This window comes from Pseudomonas sp. PSB11 (assembly GCF_014596605.1).
Lineage (GTDB): Bacteria > Pseudomonadota > Gammaproteobacteria > Pseudomonadales > Pseudomonadaceae > Aquipseudomonas > Aquipseudomonas umsongensis.
In genome coordinates, this window is record NZ_NOIO01000020.1 from 66,804 (window position 1) to 83,801 (window position 16,998).

The window sequence follows — 16,998 nt, forward strand, 5'->3', positions numbered from 1 at the left end:
TTCAAGGAATTTGTCATGGCCACTGCCGATACAACGCCGACCACTGAAAACACCCCGGCCAATCCCGATTCGGGCAAGCGCAAGTTCATGCTGCTGGCCCTGGCGGTGGTGGTCGCGCTGGGCAGCGCGAGCGTCTGGGCCTATCACGAATTTTACGGACGCTGGAGCGAAAGCACCGACGATGCCTATGTGAATGGCAACGTGGTGGAAATCACCCCGCTGGTTACCGGTACCGTCGTCAGCATCGGCGCCGACGATGGCGATCTGGTCCACGAAGGCCAGGTGCTGGTGAACTTCGACCCGAACGACGCCGAAGTCGGTTTGCAAAGTGCCCAGGCCAATCTGGCCCGCACCGTGCGTCAGGTTCGCGGTTTGTACAGCGACGTCGACGGCATGAAAGCCCAGGTCAACGCGCAACAAGCCGAAGTGCAAAAAGCCCAGGACAACTTCAACCGGCGGAAAAATCTCGCCGTTGGTGGGGCGATTTCCCAAGAGGAACTGTCCCACGCCCGTGATGACCTGACCTCGGCCCAAAACGCCTTGGCCACCGCCCAACAAAAGCTCAAGACCACCGCCGCACTGGTCGATGACACCGTGGTTTCATCGCACCCGGACGTAATGGCCGCCGCTGCGCAATTGCGTCAGGCCTACCTCAACAACGCCCGAAGCACCCTGATCGCGCCGGTCACCGGCTACGTGGCCAAGCGCACCGTGCAATTGGGGCAGCGAGTGCAGCCGGGGGAGGCGCTAATGGCGGTGATTCCGCTGGATCAATTGTGGATCGACGCCAACTTCAAGGAAACCCAGCTGCGTGACATGCGTATCGGCCAGCCGGTGGAGATCGAAACCGATCTCTACGGCAGCAGCGTGAAATACAGCGGCAACATCGACAGCCTTGGCGCTGGCACGGGCAGCGCGTTTGCCTTGCTGCCGGCGCAGAACGCCACTGGCAACTGGATCAAGATCGTGCAGCGGGTGCCGGTGCGGATTCATATCAACGCCCAGGAGCTGGCCGAGCATCCACTGCGCGTTGGCCTGTCGACCGTGGTCGATGTGAACCTGCGTGACCAGAGCGGCCCGGTGCTGGCGCAGCAGCCGCCGCAAAAGGCTTCGTTCAGCACCGCCATCTATGACCGACAGTTAACCGAGGCCGATGCCATGATCACGCAATTGATCCACGACAACAGCGCCGCGGTGAGCAAGACCGCGCATCGCTGATACCGAATTTGCGGGCGAGCCTGTGTGGCGAGGGGATTCATCCCCGTTGGGTCGCGCAGCGGCCCCAAAGCCTGCAATTAGGAATGTCAGATATACCGCATGCACTGGCTTTGCGACTGCTTCGCAGTCGGACGGGGATAAATCCCCTCACCACTCAGGCTTGTTCCCACAGGGGGCAGCTGCGCCTGTAGCGGGCGCCGCGCAACTTGAGTATCAAAGGATTCGCGATGAGCAATAACGCGTCATTCACGCCCCCCAGCCTGGTGCTGAGCACCATCGGCCTGTCGCTGGCGACCTTCATGCAGGTGCTCGACACCACGATCGCCAACGTGGCGTTGCCGACCATTTCCGGCAACCTGGGGGTGAGTTCGGAGCAGGGCACCTGGGTCATCACGTCTTTCGCGGTGAGCAACGCCATCGCGTTGCCGCTGACCGGCTGGCTGAGCCGGCGGTTCGGCGAGGTGAAGCTGTTCCTGTGGGCGACCGTTCTGTTTGTGCTGGCCTCATTTCTCTGCGGTATTTCCACATCGATGCCGGAGCTGATCGGCTTTCGGGTGCTGCAAGGCCTGGTGGCGGGACCGTTGTACCCGATGACCCAGACGCTGCTGATCGCCGTTTATCCGCCCGCCAGGCGCGGCATGGCCCTGGCGCTGCTGGCGATGGTCACGGTGGTCGCGCCGATTGCAGGGCCCATCCTCGGCGGCTGGATCACCGACAGTTACAGCTGGCCGTGGATCTTCTTCATCAACGTGCCGATCGGGATCTTCGCGGTCATGGTCGTGCGTTCGCAGCTCAAGGCGCGGCCGGTGGTCACCAGCCATCAGCCGATGGATTACGTCGGTTTGATCACCCTGGTCATTGGCGTCGGGGCGTTGCAGGTGATCCTCGACAAGGGCAATGACCTGGACTGGTTCGAATCGAGCTTCATTCTCATCGGTGCGGCCATTTCGGTGATTGCGCTGGCGGTGTTCGTGATCTGGGAAATGACCGACCAACACCCGGTGGTCAATCTGCGCCTGTTCGCCCACCGCAACTTCCGCATCGGCACCCTGGTGCTGGTGTTGGGGTACGCCGGATTCTTCGGGATCAACCTGATCCTGCCGCAATGGCTGCAAACCCAGATGGGTTATACGGCAACCTGGGCCGGCTTGGCGGTGGCGCCAATTGGCATTCTGCCGGTCCTGATGTCGCCGTTTGTCGGCAAATACGCGCACAAGTTCGACCTGCGCTTGTTGGCGGGCCTGGCATTCCTGGCGATTGGCTTGAGCTGTTTCATGCGTGCCGGCTTTACCAGCGAAGTGGACTTCCAGCGCATCGCCCTGGTGCAGTTGTTCATGGGCATTGGCGTGGCGTTGTTCTTCATGCCGACCCTGAGCATCCTGATGTCGGACCTGCCGCCGAGCCAGATCGCCGATGGTGCGGGCCTGGCGACGTTTCTGCGGACCCTGGGCGGCAGCTTCGCCGCGTCGTTGACCACCTGGATCTGGATTCGCCGGGCAGACCAGCACCATGCCTACATGAGCGAAAGCATCAGCACCTACGAGCCTGCAACCCGCGAGGCCCTGCATGCACTGGGGGGCGCGAGCAACCCGGCATATGCGCAGCTCGACCATGTATTGACCAGCCAGGCATACATGCTCTCCACCGTGGACTACTTCACGCTGCTGGGGTGGGCGTTCATGGGGTTGATCCTGATCGTATGGCTGGCGAAACCGCCGTTTGCGGCGAAGGCGGGGCCTGCTGCGAGCGGCCACTGATCTGGAATGCGGTCAAATGTGGGAGCGAGCCTGCTCGCGATGGCGATCTGTCAGCCAACATCTGTGTTGACTGTCAGGCCCTCTTCGCGAGCAGGCTCGCTCCCACAGGGGGGATTGTGTTTGGTCGTTAGATTGTGGGAGCTGGCAACTGCGGCGGCGGGGTGAAATCAAATGGTGCCAGGGCAAACCCGCTGTCATCCACCTGCAACGCCCAACCCTGTTTATCCCAATCCCCCAGCACGATGCGCCTGGCCGCCAGATCGCCGATCTGCAACTTGTGAATGGCCGGACGATGAGTATGCCCGTGGATCAGGGTTTTCACGCCATATTGCTGCATGATCCGTGGAATCTCTTCGGGCGTGACATCGACAATGTCATTGGCCTTCATGCGCGTCTGCGCCCGGCTTTCACTGCGCAGCTTGCGAGCCAGCTTATGCCGGGTGCTTAACGGCAGATGCCGCAAGATGAACCGGGTGATCGGGTTGCGCAGGTAGCGACGCAGCTTCATGTAGGCTTCGTCGCGGGTGCAGAGGCTGTCGCCGTGCATCAGCAGCACGGGTTCGCCGTTGAACTGCACGACACTCGGATCTTTGAGCAGGGTGCAGCCGGCCTGTTTGCAGAAGGCCTTGCCCAGCATGAAGTCGCGATTGCCGTGCATCAGGAAAATCGCCGTGCCACTGTCGCTCAATTCGCGCAGGGCCTGGCAGATGGAACGCTGGAAAGGGGTCATGGCGTCGTCGCCAATCCACGCCTCGAAAAAGTCGCCCAGGATGTACAACGCACTCGCCGAGCGGGCGCGCCCGGCAAGCAAATCCAGAAACGCCCGGGTAATGTCCGGGCGCTCCTCTTCCAGATGTAAATCTGAAATCAGCAGTATCACGCTTCGATGATCTCGGCTTTCTCGATGATCACGTCGTCTTTAGGCACGTCCTGGTGACCGGCCTTGGAGGTGGTCGCAACGCCTTCGATCTTGTCGACTACGTCGGTGCCCGCAACGACTTTACCAAACACGGCATAACCCCAACCCTGAGCGGTCTTGGCAGTGTGGTTGAGGAAGCTGTTGTTGGTGGCGTTGATGAAGAACTGCGCCGATGCCGAATGCGGATCCATGGTGCGCGCCATGGCGACGGTGTACTTCTCGTTCTTCAGACCGTTGTCGGCTTCGTTCTGGATGCTCGGGCTCTTGTCTTTCTTTTCCTGCATGCCAGGCTCGAAACCGCCGCCCTGGATCATGAAACCCTTGATCACACGGTGGAACACGACGTTCTCGTAGTGACCTTTTTTAACGTATTCGATGAAGTTGGCAGCGGTGATTGGCGCTTTTTCCGCGTCCAGTTCGATGACGATGTCGCCGTAGTTGGTGGTCAGTTTGACTTGAGTCATGATCGCTACTCTTTATGAGGAATTCGTGGATCTGGGACATTCAGCCCCACAACCGGTTCAGCCTGCTTCGGCCAAGGTGCGCAGTTTAGCGTGACAGGCACGAATTTCGAGGCTGTTTTTTTATTTACAGCCTATTAAATGCGACGGTTTACAGAGCGCGCTCTGTCAGGTACTTGACGGCATCGGCTATGATAGCGGCTTTGTTTTGTCCGGCCTTCATTACGGCCACGCACTTGTACGTTCAAGGATCCTATGAGCAAGCCCACTGTCGACCCTACCTCGAATGCCAAGACCGGCCCTGCCGTGCCGGTCAACTTCCTGCGGCCGATCATCCAGGCAGACCTGGACTCGGGCAAGCACACGCAAATCGTCACCCGTTTCCCGCCTGAACCCAACGGCTACCTGCACATCGGGCACGCCAAGTCGATCTGTGTGAACTTTGGCCTGGCCCAGGAGTTCGGCGGCGTCACGCACCTGCGTTTCGACGACACCAACCCGGCCAAGGAAGACCAGGAATACATCGACGCGATCGAAAGCGACGTCAAGTGGCTGGGCTTCGAATGGTCCGGCGAAGTGCGCTACGCCTCGCAATATTTCGACCAGTTGCACGACTGGGCTGTCGAACTGATCAAGTCCGGCAAGGCCTATGTCGACGACCTGACCCCTGAACAGGCCAAGGAATACCGTGGCACCCTGACCGAGCCAGGCAAGAACAGCCCGTTCCGCGACCGCAGCGTCGAAGAGAACCTGGACCTGTTCGCCCGCATGAAGGCCGGTGAATTCCCGGACGGCGCACGTGTGCTGCGGGCCAAGATCGACATGGCCTCGCCGAACATGAACCTGCGCGACCCGATCATGTATCGCATTCGCCACGCTCATCACCACCAGACCGGCGACAAGTGGTGCATCTACCCCAACTACGACTTCACCCACGGTCAGTCGGACGCCATCGAAGGCATCACCCACTCGATCTGCACCCTGGAGTTCGAAAGCCATCGTCCGCTGTACGAGTGGTTCCTGGAGAACCTGCCGGTGCCGGCCAAGCCGCGCCAGTACGAATTCAGCCGCCTGAACCTGAACTACACCATCACCAGCAAGCGCAAGCTCAAGCAGCTGGTTGATGAAAAGCACGTCAACGGCTGGGACGATCCGCGCATGTCCACGCTGTCGGGCTTTCGTCGCCGTGGCTACACGCCGAAATCGATCCGCAACTTCTGCGAAATGATCGGCACCAACCGTTCCGACGGCGTGGTCGATTTCGGCATGCTCGAATTCAGCATCCGTGACGACCTCGACCACAGTGCCCCGCGTGCCATGTGCGTGCTGCGTCCGCTGAAAGTCGTGATCACCAACTACCCGGAAGGCCAGGTCGAGAACCTTGAACTGGCATGCCACCCTAAAGAAGACATGGGTGTGCGCGTCCTGCCATTCGCCCGTGAGCTCTACATCGACCGTGAAGACTTCATGGAAGAGCCGCCAAAAGGCTACAAGCGCCTGGAGCCGAACGGCGAAGTGCGCCTGCGCGGCAGCTACGTGATTCGTGCCGACGAAGCGATCAAGGACGCCGATGGCAACATCGTCGAACTGCGTTGCTCGTACGATCCGGACACCCTGGGCAAGAACCCTGAAGGCCGCAAGGTCAAGGGCGTTGTGCACTGGGTGCCAGCCGCGGCCAGCGTCGAGTGCGAAGTGCGCCTGTACGATCGCCTGTTCCGTTCCCCGAACCCGGAGAAGGCCGAAGACAGCGCCAGTTTCCTGGATAACATCAACCCTGACTCCCTGCAGGTACTCACCGGTTGTCGTGCCGAGCCTTCGCTGGGCAACGCACAGCCGGAAGACCGTTTCCAGTTCGAGCGCGAAGGTTACTTCGTCGCGGATATCAAGGACTCGAAACCCGGTCAGCCGGTGTTCAACCGTACCGTGACCCTGCGTGATTCGTGGGGCCAGTGATTCAAGGATCCTCTAAAGTGCTTTCGATCTACAACACGCTCACCAAGAGCAAAGAAGTCTTCAAGCCGCTCGATGGCAACAAGGTGCGCATGTACGTGTGCGGCATGACCGTGTACGACTACTGCCACCTCGGCCACGGCCGCAGCATGGTCGCCTTCGACCTGGTGACCCGTTGGTTGCGTTTTAGCGGCTATGACCTGACTTATGTGCGCAACATCACCGACATTGACGACAAGATCATCAACCGGGCCAACGAGAACGGCGAGTCGTTCGAAGCGCTGACCGAGCGCATGATCGCGGCGATGCACGAAGATGAAGCGCGCCTGAACATCAAGAAGCCGGACATGGAACCGCGTGCCACGGATCATATCCCGGGCATGCACGCAATGATCCAGACCTTGATCGACAAGGGTTACGCCTACGCCCCGGGCAATGGCGACGTGTACTACCGCGTCGGCAAGTTCATGGGCTACGGCAAGCTGTCGCGCAAGAAAATCGAAGACTTGCGCATCGGCGCACGCATCGAGGTCGACGAGTCCAAGCAGGACCCGCTGGATTTCGTGCTGTGGAAAGCCGCCAAGCCGGGCGAGCCGAGCTGGGAGTCGCCATGGGGCGCCGGGCGTCCGGGCTGGCACATCGAGTGCTCGGTGATGTCCACCTGCTGCCTGGGCGAAACCTTCGACATTCATGGCGGCGGCAGTGACCTGGAGTTCCCGCACCACGAAAACGAAATCGCCCAGAGCGAAGCGGCCACCGGCAAGACCTACGCCAACGCGTGGATGCATTGCGGCATGATCCGCATCAATGGCGAGAAGATGTCCAAGTCCTTGAACAACTTCTTCACCATCCGCGACGTGCTCGACAAGTATCACCCGGAAGTCGTGCGTTACCTGCTGGTGTCGAGCCATTACCGCAGCGCCATCAACTATTCGGAAGATAACCTCAAGGACGCCAAGGGCGCTCTGGAGCGGTTCTACCATGCGTTGAAAGGCCTGCCGAGTGTGGCGCCGGCCGGTGGCGAAGCCTTCGTCGAGCGTTTCACCCAGGTGATGAACGACGACTTCGGCACGCCGGAAGCCTGTGCGGTGCTGTTCGAGATGGTGCGCGAGATCAACCGCCTGCGCGAGAGCGATCTGAACGCAGCGGCCGGCCTGGCTGCGCGTTTGAAAGAACTGGCCAGCGTGTTGGGCGTGTTGCAGCTTGAAGCCGATGACTTCCTGCAAGCCGGCGCCGAAGGGCGTGTGGATGCAGCTGAAGTCGAAGCGCTGATTGCTGCGCGCCTGGCGGCGCGTGCCGGCAAGGACTGGGCCGAATCCGACCGCATCCGCGACCAGCTCACCGCTATGGGCGTGGTGCTGGAAGACGGTAAGGGCGGCACGACCTGGCGTTTGGCTGACTGATTGCTGCAGTGCTTGAAAACAAAACCCGCCTTGTGCGGGTTTTTTTTTATGGGCTAGGCGTAGGTTCGTCGGTGCCACGGCTGACGCCTTCGCGAGCAAGCCCGCTCCCACATTGGTTTTGCGGCGTATTTGAGTATTGAGTTCGACACAAATCCAATGTGGGAGCGGGCTTGCTCGCGAATGGTCTCAAGCCGAGCAAAGCAGATGCGGATACTTTGTCACTCCGCCTGGCGCAATCGCTTGTAAAGGGTATTGCGGCTCACCCCCAGCCGTCGCGCCAGATGCGAAATATTCCCCCCCACCGCCTGCAACTGCCGGTTCAAATCCTCGGCATCATCAAGATCCACCGCCAACGGCTCCGGCGTCTCCACCGGCTCCATCTCCAGATCGACAAAAAAATCATCCGGCAAATGCTCCGGCCGTACCGGTTGTTCCTCGGCCATGGCCAGCGCCACCTGCATGACGCTACTGACCTGCCTTAAATTCCCCGGCCACGGATGACGGCTGAACAACTCCAGCACTTCGCGGCTCAATCCGGCCCATTGGCTCGGCTCGCGATGCTGTTCCCACAAGCGTTTGAACAGCGCCTCTTTATCACTGCGCTCCCTTAATGGCGGCAGTTCCAGGGTCAGGCCGCCGATGCGGTAGTACAAATCCTCGCGAAAGCGCCCCAGTTGTACCTGCTCGCGCAACGAGCGGTTGGTCGCCGAAATGATGCGAATGTCCACCGGGAACAACTCGCTGCTGCCCACCGGTTGCACACAACGCTCCTGCAGCACACGCAGCAATCGCGCCTGGGTCGGCAGTGGCATGTCGCCGATTTCATCGAGGAACAGCGTGCCTTTGTCGGCCTTGCGGATCAGGCCGATGCTGCCTTTCTGGTTGGCGCCGGTGAAGGCGCCTTTTTCATAACCGAACAGTTCTGATTCCACCAGTTCAGCGGGGATTGCCGCACAGTTCACGGCGATGAACGCCTGTTTATTGCGCGAGCTGGCCTGATGAAGCGCTTTGACGAACACTTCCTTGCCGACCCCGGTTTCCCCATGAATCAACAACGGAATGTCCTTTTCCAGCAAGCGCTCGGCCTGGCGCACGGCTTTTTCCACGCGGTTGTCGCCAAAATGCAGGGTGTTGAGGCTGATGGCGGCGGGTGGCGTGACGCTGGGCTCAGTGAACACCCGCGCTTGAACGGGCGCCATCTTTGGCCGCTTCAACAGGCACTGGAATCGATTGCGCCCGCAAGTTTGGAGAGCGAAGGGCAAGCCTTCGGGTTGATTGAGCAGTTCCAGCAAGGAAACCTTGAACAGACTCTCGACACTGACCCGTGACAGGCTCACGCCCAGCAGGTTGTCGGCGCGACGATTGGCGGACAGCACCTGGCCACTCTCATCGAAGATCAGCAACCCGGCCCACTGGCTGTCGAGATTGTTCAGGCCGGTGTTAAACGTCAGTTGGAAATGCTGGCCGTGGAACAGGTTGAGAATCAGCCGGTTTTCCACGGTCTGGCTCATCATCTTGACCATCCCCAGGGTATGGGATGGCGGCAGGTAGCTGTCGCTGGACACATCCAGCACGGCGATGACCTTGCGCTCGGCATCGAAAATCGGCGCGGCGGAGCCGGTCATGAAGCGGTTGGCCTTGAGAAAGTGCTCATCGTGCTCGATGTGCACAGCCTGTTCGCAAGCCAGCGCGGTACCGATTGCATTGGTCCCGCTGCAGCGCTCCATCCAGCTGGCACCAGCGCTGAAGCCACGGGTCAGGCCCGGTTCGATAAACCGTTGGGTGCCCCAGGACGTCAGCACCTGGCCCTGATTGTCGGCGAGCATGATCAGGCAGTTGGAGTTGCTGAGGATGTTTTCGTAGTACGGCAGGACTTCCTGATGGGTGGTCTGCACCAGGGAATGCTGGCTCTCCAGCAATTTCTTGATGCCTTCGGCGGGCAGTTGATCGAATGCCGGGGTGCTCTGATGGTTGAGGCCGAAGGCGCGACAACGTTTCCAGGAGTCCTGGATGATGGCGTCGTGGGATAACGCGGGGGCAGGTACGGCCATTCAAGTCAGCCTCTGAATCAGCATTTTTATTGTTGTTATAGGCACATGCTATCCCCTGTAGGAGCTGCCGCAGGCTGCGATCTATTGATCTTGATTTTGAACAGCAAAATCAAAAGATCGCAGCCTGCGGCAGCTCCTACAGGGGGCGTGAACAGTGTGTAGATTGTTGTTCACTAATGTTCATTGTCAATCGTTGAACTGTTCAGTTGTTCAGTCCCGATTGTTCATTTGTGTTCAGCAATGAACGTGACCCGCTAGTCACTTTTAAGGATTCAGAGCCAAATCAACGACTTATATTTTTTGGCACAGATGTCGCTATACCGCTCAGGTCGCTTGACTCCAAAAATAAAAAGGCCGAGCCATGTCACTAACCCTGGAGCATGTCAGCCGCACCGTCGAGGGCCAGACCTGGATCGACGATGCGTGCCTGCGTTTCGAACCCGGATCTTTCAATGTCTTGCTCGGGCGCACGCTGTCCGGCAAGACCAGTCTCATGCGCCTGATGGCCGGGCTGGACAAGCCTGACACCGGCCGCATCCTGATGAACGGCGTCGATGTCACCCAACGCCCGGTACGCCTGCGCAACGTGTCGATGGTGTATCAGCAGTTCATCAATTACCCGACGATGACCGTCTTCGAGAACATCGCCTCGCCGTTGCGCCAGGCCGGTGTGTCCAATGAGCTGATCCAGAGCAAGGTGCTGGAAACCGCGAAGATGCTGCGCATCGAGAAGTTCCTGCAGCGTTTTCCGCTGGAACTGTCCGGTGGCCAGCAGCAGCGCACGGCCATGGCCCGGGCGCTGGTCAAGGATGCCGAACTGATCCTGTTCGACGAGCCACTGGTCAACCTCGACTACAAATTGCGCGAAGAACTACGCCAGGAAATGCGTGAGCTGTTCAAGGCGCGCCATACCATCGCCATCTATGCCACCACCGAGCCCAACGAAGCCCTGGCCCTGGGCGGCACCACCACCATTCTCCATGAGGGTCGGGTGATTCAGAGCGGCCGGTCGTCCGAGGTTTACCACCAGCCGCAGACCGTGCTGGCGGCCGAGTTGTTCTCTGAGCCGCCGATCAACCTGATGCCGGGGCGCATTGCCGGCAACGAAGTGAGCTTCGCCAATTTCGTGCACTTCCCGTTGAACGTCGACTTGCGCCCGGTGGGCGAGGGCGAGTTCCGCTTCGGCGTGCGCCCCAGTCATATCTCGCTGGTGCCGAGTAACGACGATGACCTGGAACTGGCGGTGACCGTTGAAGTGGCGGAAATCAGCGGCTCGGAAACCTTCCTGCACGTGCGCAACGAGCATTTCCTGCTGGTGCTGCACTTGCCTGGCGTTCACGAATACGACGTCGATGCGCCGATCCGCATTTACATACCGACCCATAAACTGTTTGTGTTCGATGCGCAGGGGCGGCTGGTCCAGGCGCCCGGCCGGCGCGTCGCGAGGGTTGCCTGATGGCCGAAATCCGTTTACAGAACCTCGCTCACAGCTATACCAGTACCCCGAGCGGCCCAGAGGACTACGCGATTCGCCAGATGGACCACGTCTGGGAACAGGGCGGCGCCTATGCCTTGCTCGGCCCGTCGGGCTGCGGCAAGTCGACTTTGCTCAACATCATTTCCGGCTTGCTCAGCCCGTCCCAGGGGCATGTGTTGTTCGATGGCAAAGCCGTCAACAACCTGACCCCGGAGAAGCGCAACATTGCCCAGGTGTTCCAGTTTCCGGTGGTCTACGACACCATGACGGTGTTCGACAACCTGGCCTTTCCGCTGCGTAACCAGGGCATGGCCGAAGCGAAAATTCACACCAAGGTGCGGGAAATCGCCGAGGTTCTCGACCTGCAAAGCCTGCTAGGCAAAAAAGCCAGCAACCTCACAGCCGACGAAAAACAGAAAGTCTCCATGGGTCGTGGACTGGTACGCGATGACGTCTCGGCCATCCTCTTCGACGAGCCGCTGACGGTGATCGACCCGCACCTGAAGTGGAAGCTGCGGCGCAAGCTCAAGCAGATCCACGAGCAGTTCAACATCACCATGGTCTACGTCACCCACGATCAGTTGGAGGCCTCGACCTTTGCCGACAAGATCGCGGTGATGTATGGCGGACAGATCGTGCAATTCGGCACGCCGCGGGAATTGTTCGAGCGGCCGAGCCACACCTTTGTCGGCTATTTCATCGGTAGCCCGGGGATGAACTTGATCGAGGTCGAGGTGCAACCGGGGGGCGTCGGTTTCGCTTCGACGCATCTTCCGTTGTCAGAGGCCATGCAGAAACGCATCGCCGAATCCGAATGGCACACCCTGAAGGTTGGAATTCGCCCGGAGTTCATTCATGTCTGGGACGAACCTTTTGATGACGCGCTGCGTGCACAAGTCGTACACGTCGAAGACCTCGGCACGTACAAGATCATGACCTTGAACCTCGACGGCGTGTCGCTGAAAGTGCGCCTGGCCGAAGACAAACCGGTGCCCGAAGGCACGGCGTATATCAGTTTTCCGGCGCAGTGGCTGATGGTCTATGCCGATGATTTCCTGCTGGAGCCGCAATCGGTAGGTGAGGTGCAGCCATGAACAAAGTGCAGAACAACAAGGCCTGGTGGCTGGTGCTACCGGTGTTTCTGCTGGTGGCGTTCAGTGCGGTGATCCCGATGATGACCGTGGTCAACTACTCGGTGCAGGACATCTTCGACCAATCCAGCCGCTACTTCGTCGGTGCCGACTGGTACAAACAGGTGCTGCTCGACCCGCGTCTGCACGACTCGCTGCTGCGCCAGTTCATCTACTCTGCGTGCGTGCTGCTGATCGAAATCCCGCTGGGTATCGCGATTGCCCTGACCATGCCGACCAAGGGGCGCTGGTCGTCGGTGGTGCTGATCATCCTGGCGATACCCTTGCTGATCCCGTGGAACGTGGTCGGCACCATCTGGCAGATCTTCGGCCGGGCCGACATCGGCCTGCTGGGGGCGAGCCTCAAGGCCATGGGTATCAACTACAACTATGCGGCGAACACCATGGATGCCTGGGTCACCGTGCTGGTGATGGACGTCTGGCACTGGACCTCATTGGTGGCGTTGTTGTGTTTCTCCGGGCTGCGGGCGATTCCGGACGTGTATTACCAGGCTGCACGGATTGACCGTGCCTCGGCCTGGGCGGTGTTCCGCCATATCCAGTTGCCCAAGCTCAAGAGTGTGCTGTTGATCGCCGTGATGCTGCGCTTCATGGACAGTTTCATGATCTACACCGAACCGTTCGTACTGACCGGTGGCGGGCCAGGCAATGCCACGACCTTCCTCAGCCAGACCCTGACGCAGATGGCCATCGGACAGTTCGACCTGGGGCCGGCCGCGGCGTTCTCGCTGGTGTACTTCCTGATCATCCTGTTGGTGTCCTGGCTGTTCTATACCGCCATGACTCACTCTGACGCCAACCGCTGAGGCCATCATGAGCATGAGAAAGCTTGTACCACTGCTGATCTACATCCTGTTCCTGCTGGTGCCGATCTACTGGCTGCTGAACATGTCCTTCAAGAGCAACAGCGAAATCCTCGGCGGCCTGACGCTTTTCCCACAGGATTTCACCCTGGCCAACTACAAGGTGATTTTCACCGACCCGAGTTGGTACACCGGTTATATCAACTCGGCGTACTACGTGAGCCTGAACACGATCATCTCCCTGACCGTGGCATTGCCGGCGGCCTACGCGTTCTCGCGCTACCGCTTCCTGGGCGACAAGCATCTGTTCTTCTGGTTGCTGACCAATCGCATGGCACCGCCGGCAGTGTTCCTGTTGCCGTTCTTCCAGCTGTATTCATCGATCGGCCTGTTCGACACCCACATCGCCGTAGCCCTGGCGCACTGCCTGTTCAACGTGCCACTCGCGGTGTGGATTCTCGAAGGCTTCATGTCGGGCGTTCCCAAGGAAATCGACGAAACCGCCTACATCGACGGCTACAGTTTTCCCAAGTTCTTCGTGAAGATTTTCATCCCGCTGATCGGCTCCGGCATCGGCGTCACGGCGTTTTTCTGCTTCATGTTTTCCTGGGTCGAACTGTTGCTGGCGCGAACCCTGACCTCGGTAAACGCCAAGCCCATCGCGGCGGTGATGACCCGCACGGTCTCGGCATCCGGCATCGACTGGGGCGTGCTGGCGGCGGCGGGGGTGTTGACCATCCTGCCGGGCATGCTGGTGATCTGGTTTGTTCGCAACCACGTGGCCAAGGGCTTTGCCCTGGGCCGGGTATGAGGAACTGATGATGGAATGGATGAGTTGGACTGTCCCCACGGCGGCGTTCTTCAGCGTCATTGCCTTGATCCTCGTAGGCATGACGACTTGGGAATTGCGTTCGCCGAGCATATTGCGACGAGGTTTTTTGCCGATTGCCACCACCCGTGGCGATCGGTTGTTCATCGGTCTTCTCGGCAGCGCCTACCTGCATTTGCTGGTAATCGGCGTGACCGACTGGAGCATCTGGGTCGCCTTCGCGTTGTCCCTGGTGTGGCTGTTGGTGGTGATGCGTTGGGGCTAGTCGAATCGCTCGGCAATGTTGCTCCGAAACTCAATAAGGAGGTCTCTATGTTCGACAAAAACAATAAGCTGCGACATAGCATTTCATTGGCAGCCATGCTGGCACTCAGCGGTTTGAGCGCATCTGCCTGGGCCGATGCCTACGAAGACGCCGCGAAGAAATGGATCGGCAGTGAGTTCAAGCCGTCGACCCTGACGGCCGATCAGCAACTCGAGGAGCTCAAGTGGTTCATCAAGGCAGCGGAGCCGTTTCGCGGCATGAGCATCAAGGTGGTGTCGGAAACCATCGCCACCCACGAATACGAGTCCAAGGTGCTGGCCAAGGCCTTTAGCGAAATCACCGGGATCAAGCTGACCCACGACCTGCTGCAGGAAGGCGATGTGGTGGAAAAGCTGCAGACGCAGATGCAGTCGGACAAGAACATCTATGACGGCTGGGTGAACGACTCGGACCTGATCGGTACGCACTTTCGATACGGCAAGACCGAATCGATCACCGACCTGATGGCCAACGAGGGCAAGAACTTCACCTCGCCGACCCTGGACATCAAGGACTTCATCGGCATCTCCTTCACCACCGCGCCGGACGGCAAGATCTATCAATTGCCTGACCAGCAGTTCGCCAACCTTTACTGGTTCCGCGCCGACTGGTTCGAACGTGCGGACCTCAAGGCCAAGTTCAAGGAAAAGTACGGCTACGAGCTGGGTGTACCGGTGAACTGGTCGGCCTATGAAGACATCGCCAAGTTCTTCAGCGAAGACGTCAAGGAAATCGACGGCAAGCGTGTCTACGGGCACATGGACTACGGCAAGAAAGACCCGTCCCTGGGCTGGCGCTTCACTGACGCCTGGTTCTCCATGGCCGGTGGTGGCGACAAGGGCATTCCCAACGGCCTACCGGTGGATGAATGGGGTATCCGGGTCGAGGATTGCCATCCGGTCGGCTCCAGCGTGACACGCGGTGGCGACACCAACGGCCCGGCGGCAGTGTTCGCCACCACCAAATACGTGGACTGGATGAAGAAATACGCACCACCGGAAGCGGCGGGCATGACCTTCTCCGAGTCCGGGCCGGTGCCTTCCCAGGGCAACATCGCCCAGCAGATCTTCTGGTACACCGCCTTCACCGCCGACATGACCAAGCCGGGCCTGGCAGTGATGAACGCCGATGGCACGCCGAAATGGCGCATGGCACCGTCGCCACGCGGACCGTACTGGGAGGAGGGCATGAAGCTGGGGTATCAGGACGTGGGTTCCTGGACGTTCATGAAGTCCACGCCTGAGAAGCAGAAACTGGCAGCCTGGCTGTACGCGCAGTTCGTGACCTCCAAAACCGTGTCGCTGAAGAAAACCATCGTCGGCCTGACCCCGATCCGCGAATCGGACATCAACTCGCAGGCCATGACCGACCTGGCACCGAAACTCGGCGGCCTGGTGGAGTTCTACCGCAGCCCGGCCCGCGTGCAATGGACCCCAACCGGGACCAACGTGCCGGACTATCCACGCCTGGCGCAACTGTGGTGGAGCCACATCGCCGAAGCCGCCAGCGGCGAGAAAACCCCACAACAGGCACTCGACGGCCTGGCCAAGGACCAGGACGCAATCATGTCCCGGCTGGAACGCTCGAAGGCACAAGCCACCTGCGCCCCGAAAATGAACCCCGAGCGCGACGCGCAGTACTGGTTCGATCAACCGGGCGCGCCGAAGCCAAAACTGGCGAACGAGAAGCCGCAGGGTGAAACCGTGAGTTATGCTGAGCTGCTCAAGTCGTGGGAGGCGGCGCGTAAGTAAAGTGCTGAAGTTGTGACATGCGAACGGCACCGGAAGGTGCCGTTTTCATTTGTGTCTGATAAGGCCTCTTCGCGAGCAAGCCCGCTCCCACATTAGATCGGCGTCGGACTCAAGTTTTGTGGTCACAGCAGATCAACTGTGGGAGCGGGCTTGCCCGCGAAGAGGCCGTCTCTGGCAATCGATATCTAATGGACGGTCAAATGTATGAAGGTTAAAAGATCGCAGCCTTCGGCAGCTCCTACAGGGTGTACCTCGTTCCAATGTAGGAGCTGCCGAAGGCTGCGATCTTTTGAGGTTGACTCAATAACAAAAACGGCACCCGAAGGTGCCGTTTCCATTTGTGTCTGATAAGGCCTCTTCGCGAGCAAGCCCGCTCCCACATTAGATCGGCGTCGGACTCAAGTTTTGTGGTCACAGCAGATCAACTGTGGGAGCGGGCTTGCCCGCGAAGAGGCCGTCTCTGGCAATCGATATCTAATGGACGGTCAAATGTATGAAGGTTAAAAGATCGCAGCCTTCGGCAGCTCCTACAGGGTGTACCTCGTTCCAATGTAGGAGCTGCCGAAGGCTGCGATCTTTTGAGGTTGACTCAATAACAAAAACGGCACCCGAAGGTGCCGTTTCCATTTGTGTCTGATAAGGCCTCTTCGCGAGCAAGCCCGCTCCCACATTAGATCGGCGTCGGACTCAAGTTTTGTGGTCACAGCAGATCAACTGTGGGAGCGGGCTTGCCCGCGAAGAGGCCGTCTCTGGCAATCGATATCTAATGGACGGTCAAATGTATGAAGGTTAAAAGATCGCAGCCTTCGGCAGCTCCTAGAGGGTGTGCCTCGTTCCAATGTAGGAGCTGCCGAAGGCTGCGATCTTTTGAGGTTGACTCAATAACAAAAACGGCACCCGAAGGTGCCGTTTCCGTTTACTACC

13 protein-coding genes are annotated in these 16,998 nt (G+C 59.4%); 10 read left to right on the plus strand and 3 right to left on the minus strand.

The features are described 5' to 3' along the window. Window positions 1–15: 15 nt before the first annotated feature. On the plus strand, window positions 16–1,218 hold the full coding sequence (locus CGA21_RS21200) for an efflux RND transporter periplasmic adaptor subunit (RefSeq protein ID WP_110754353.1): 1,203 nt from the start codon (window positions 16–18) through the stop codon (window positions 1,216–1,218). A gap of 227 nt (window positions 1,219–1,445) precedes the next feature. Continuing rightward, complete coding sequence (locus CGA21_RS21205) at window positions 1,446–2,975, plus strand: DHA2 family efflux MFS transporter permease subunit (protein ID WP_188264982.1); 1,530 nt, start codon at window positions 1,446–1,448, stop codon at window positions 2,973–2,975. 127 nt (window positions 2,976–3,102) lie between these two features. Here the strand turns inward: CGA21_RS21205 and lpxH are convergent, their stop codons facing one another. Together lpxH and CGA21_RS21215 are read right to left on the minus strand one after the other, a co-directional pair. Next, window positions 3,103–3,855, minus strand: a complete 753-nt coding sequence (gene lpxH / locus CGA21_RS21210; protein WP_110754349.1) for a UDP-2,3-diacylglucosamine diphosphatase — start codon at window positions 3,853–3,855, stop codon at window positions 3,103–3,105. After that, window positions 3,852–4,358 (minus strand): peptidylprolyl isomerase, encoded by a 507-nt coding sequence (locus tag CGA21_RS21215; RefSeq protein WP_027614639.1) that lies wholly within the window; start codon window positions 4,356–4,358, stop codon window positions 3,852–3,854. The genes lpxH and CGA21_RS21215 overlap by 4 nt, the downstream gene beginning before the upstream one ends. 252 nt (window positions 4,359–4,610) lie before the next feature. Between CGA21_RS21215 and CGA21_RS21220 the strand changes: the two genes are divergently transcribed. Together CGA21_RS21220 and cysS are read left to right on the plus strand one after the other, a co-directional pair. After that, the gene (locus CGA21_RS21220) at window positions 4,611–6,308 is read left to right on the plus strand and encodes a glutamine--tRNA ligase/YqeY domain fusion protein (RefSeq protein WP_188264983.1); all 1,698 of its coding nucleotides are present in this window, start codon (window positions 4,611–4,613) and stop codon (window positions 6,306–6,308) included. Between the two features lie 17 nt (window positions 6,309–6,325). Further along, window positions 6,326–7,708, plus strand: coding sequence for a cysteine--tRNA ligase (gene cysS / locus CGA21_RS21225; protein ID WP_110754345.1), 1,383 nt, complete (start codon window positions 6,326–6,328; stop codon window positions 7,706–7,708). Between the two features lie 218 nt (window positions 7,709–7,926). Here cysS and CGA21_RS21230 read toward each other — a convergent pair whose 3' ends face one another. Further along, window positions 7,927–9,759, minus strand: a complete 1,833-nt coding sequence (locus tag CGA21_RS21230) for a sigma-54-dependent Fis family transcriptional regulator (protein ID WP_188264984.1) — start codon at window positions 9,757–9,759, stop codon at window positions 7,927–7,929. Window positions 9,760–10,120: 361 nt separating this feature from the next. Here CGA21_RS21230 and CGA21_RS21235 point away from each other — a divergent pair, with 361 nt between their 5' ends. Genes CGA21_RS21235 through CGA21_RS21260 form a run of 6 tightly spaced genes read left to right on the plus strand, consistent with a single transcriptional unit; the run spans window position 10,121 to window position 16,074 of the window. Next, window positions 10,121–11,215: an ABC transporter ATP-binding protein gene (locus CGA21_RS21235; RefSeq protein ID WP_020801181.1), complete on the plus strand. Its 1,095-nt coding sequence runs from the start codon at window positions 10,121–10,123 to the stop codon at window positions 11,213–11,215. Then, window positions 11,215–12,330 carry an ABC transporter ATP-binding protein gene (locus tag CGA21_RS21240; protein ID WP_110754341.1) on the plus strand — a complete coding sequence of 372 codons (1,116 nt, stop codon included), beginning with the start codon at window positions 11,215–11,217 and terminating at the stop codon, window positions 12,328–12,330. The genes CGA21_RS21235 and CGA21_RS21240 overlap by 1 nt, the downstream gene beginning before the upstream one ends. Further along, entirely contained in the window at window positions 12,327–13,193 is an 867-nt protein-coding gene (locus CGA21_RS21245) for a carbohydrate ABC transporter permease (RefSeq protein WP_020801179.1), read from the plus strand. Before CGA21_RS21240 ends, CGA21_RS21245 begins: the two co-directional genes overlap by 4 nt. A gap of 7 nt (window positions 13,194–13,200) precedes the next feature. Beyond that, complete coding sequence (locus tag CGA21_RS21250) at window positions 13,201–14,001, plus strand: carbohydrate ABC transporter permease (RefSeq protein WP_008061967.1); 801 nt, start codon at window positions 13,201–13,203, stop codon at window positions 13,999–14,001. Between the two features lie 10 nt (window positions 14,002–14,011). Further along, on the plus strand, window positions 14,012–14,284 hold the full coding sequence (locus CGA21_RS21255) for a DUF2160 domain-containing protein (RefSeq protein WP_020801178.1): 273 nt from the start codon (window positions 14,012–14,014) through the stop codon (window positions 14,282–14,284). 47 nt (window positions 14,285–14,331) lie between these two features. Further along, window positions 14,332–16,074: an ABC transporter substrate-binding protein gene (locus CGA21_RS21260; RefSeq protein WP_110754339.1), complete on the plus strand. Its 1,743-nt coding sequence runs from the start codon at window positions 14,332–14,334 to the stop codon at window positions 16,072–16,074. The last annotated feature ends 924 nt before the right edge of the window (window positions 16,075–16,998 follow it).

Coding starts and splice junctions, on each gene's coding strand:
- CGA21_RS21245 (WP_020801179.1), top strand. CDS start 12,327: ATGAACAAAGTGCAGAACAACAAGGCCTGGTGGCTGGTGCTACCGGTG.
- CGA21_RS21200 (WP_110754353.1), top strand. CDS start 16: ATGGCCACTGCCGATACAACGCCGACCACTGAAAACACCCCGGCCAAT.
- CGA21_RS21250 (WP_008061967.1), top strand. CDS start 13,201: ATGAGCATGAGAAAGCTTGTACCACTGCTGATCTACATCCTGTTCCTG.
- CGA21_RS21240 (WP_110754341.1), top strand. CDS start 11,215: ATGGCCGAAATCCGTTTACAGAACCTCGCTCACAGCTATACCAGTACC.
- CGA21_RS21255 (WP_020801178.1), top strand. CDS start 14,012: ATGGAATGGATGAGTTGGACTGTCCCCACGGCGGCGTTCTTCAGCGTC.
- CGA21_RS21215 (WP_027614639.1), bottom strand. CDS start 4,358: ATGACTCAAGTCAAACTGACCACCAACTACGGCGACATCGTCATCGAA.
- CGA21_RS21220 (WP_188264983.1), top strand. CDS start 4,611: ATGAGCAAGCCCACTGTCGACCCTACCTCGAATGCCAAGACCGGCCCT.
- CGA21_RS21260 (WP_110754339.1), top strand. CDS start 14,332: ATGTTCGACAAAAACAATAAGCTGCGACATAGCATTTCATTGGCAGCC.
- CGA21_RS21205 (WP_188264982.1), top strand. CDS start 1,446: ATGAGCAATAACGCGTCATTCACGCCCCCCAGCCTGGTGCTGAGCACC.
- CGA21_RS21230 (WP_188264984.1), bottom strand. CDS start 9,759: ATGGCCGTACCTGCCCCCGCGTTATCCCACGACGCCATCATCCAGGAC.
- CGA21_RS21235 (WP_020801181.1), top strand. CDS start 10,121: ATGTCACTAACCCTGGAGCATGTCAGCCGCACCGTCGAGGGCCAGACC.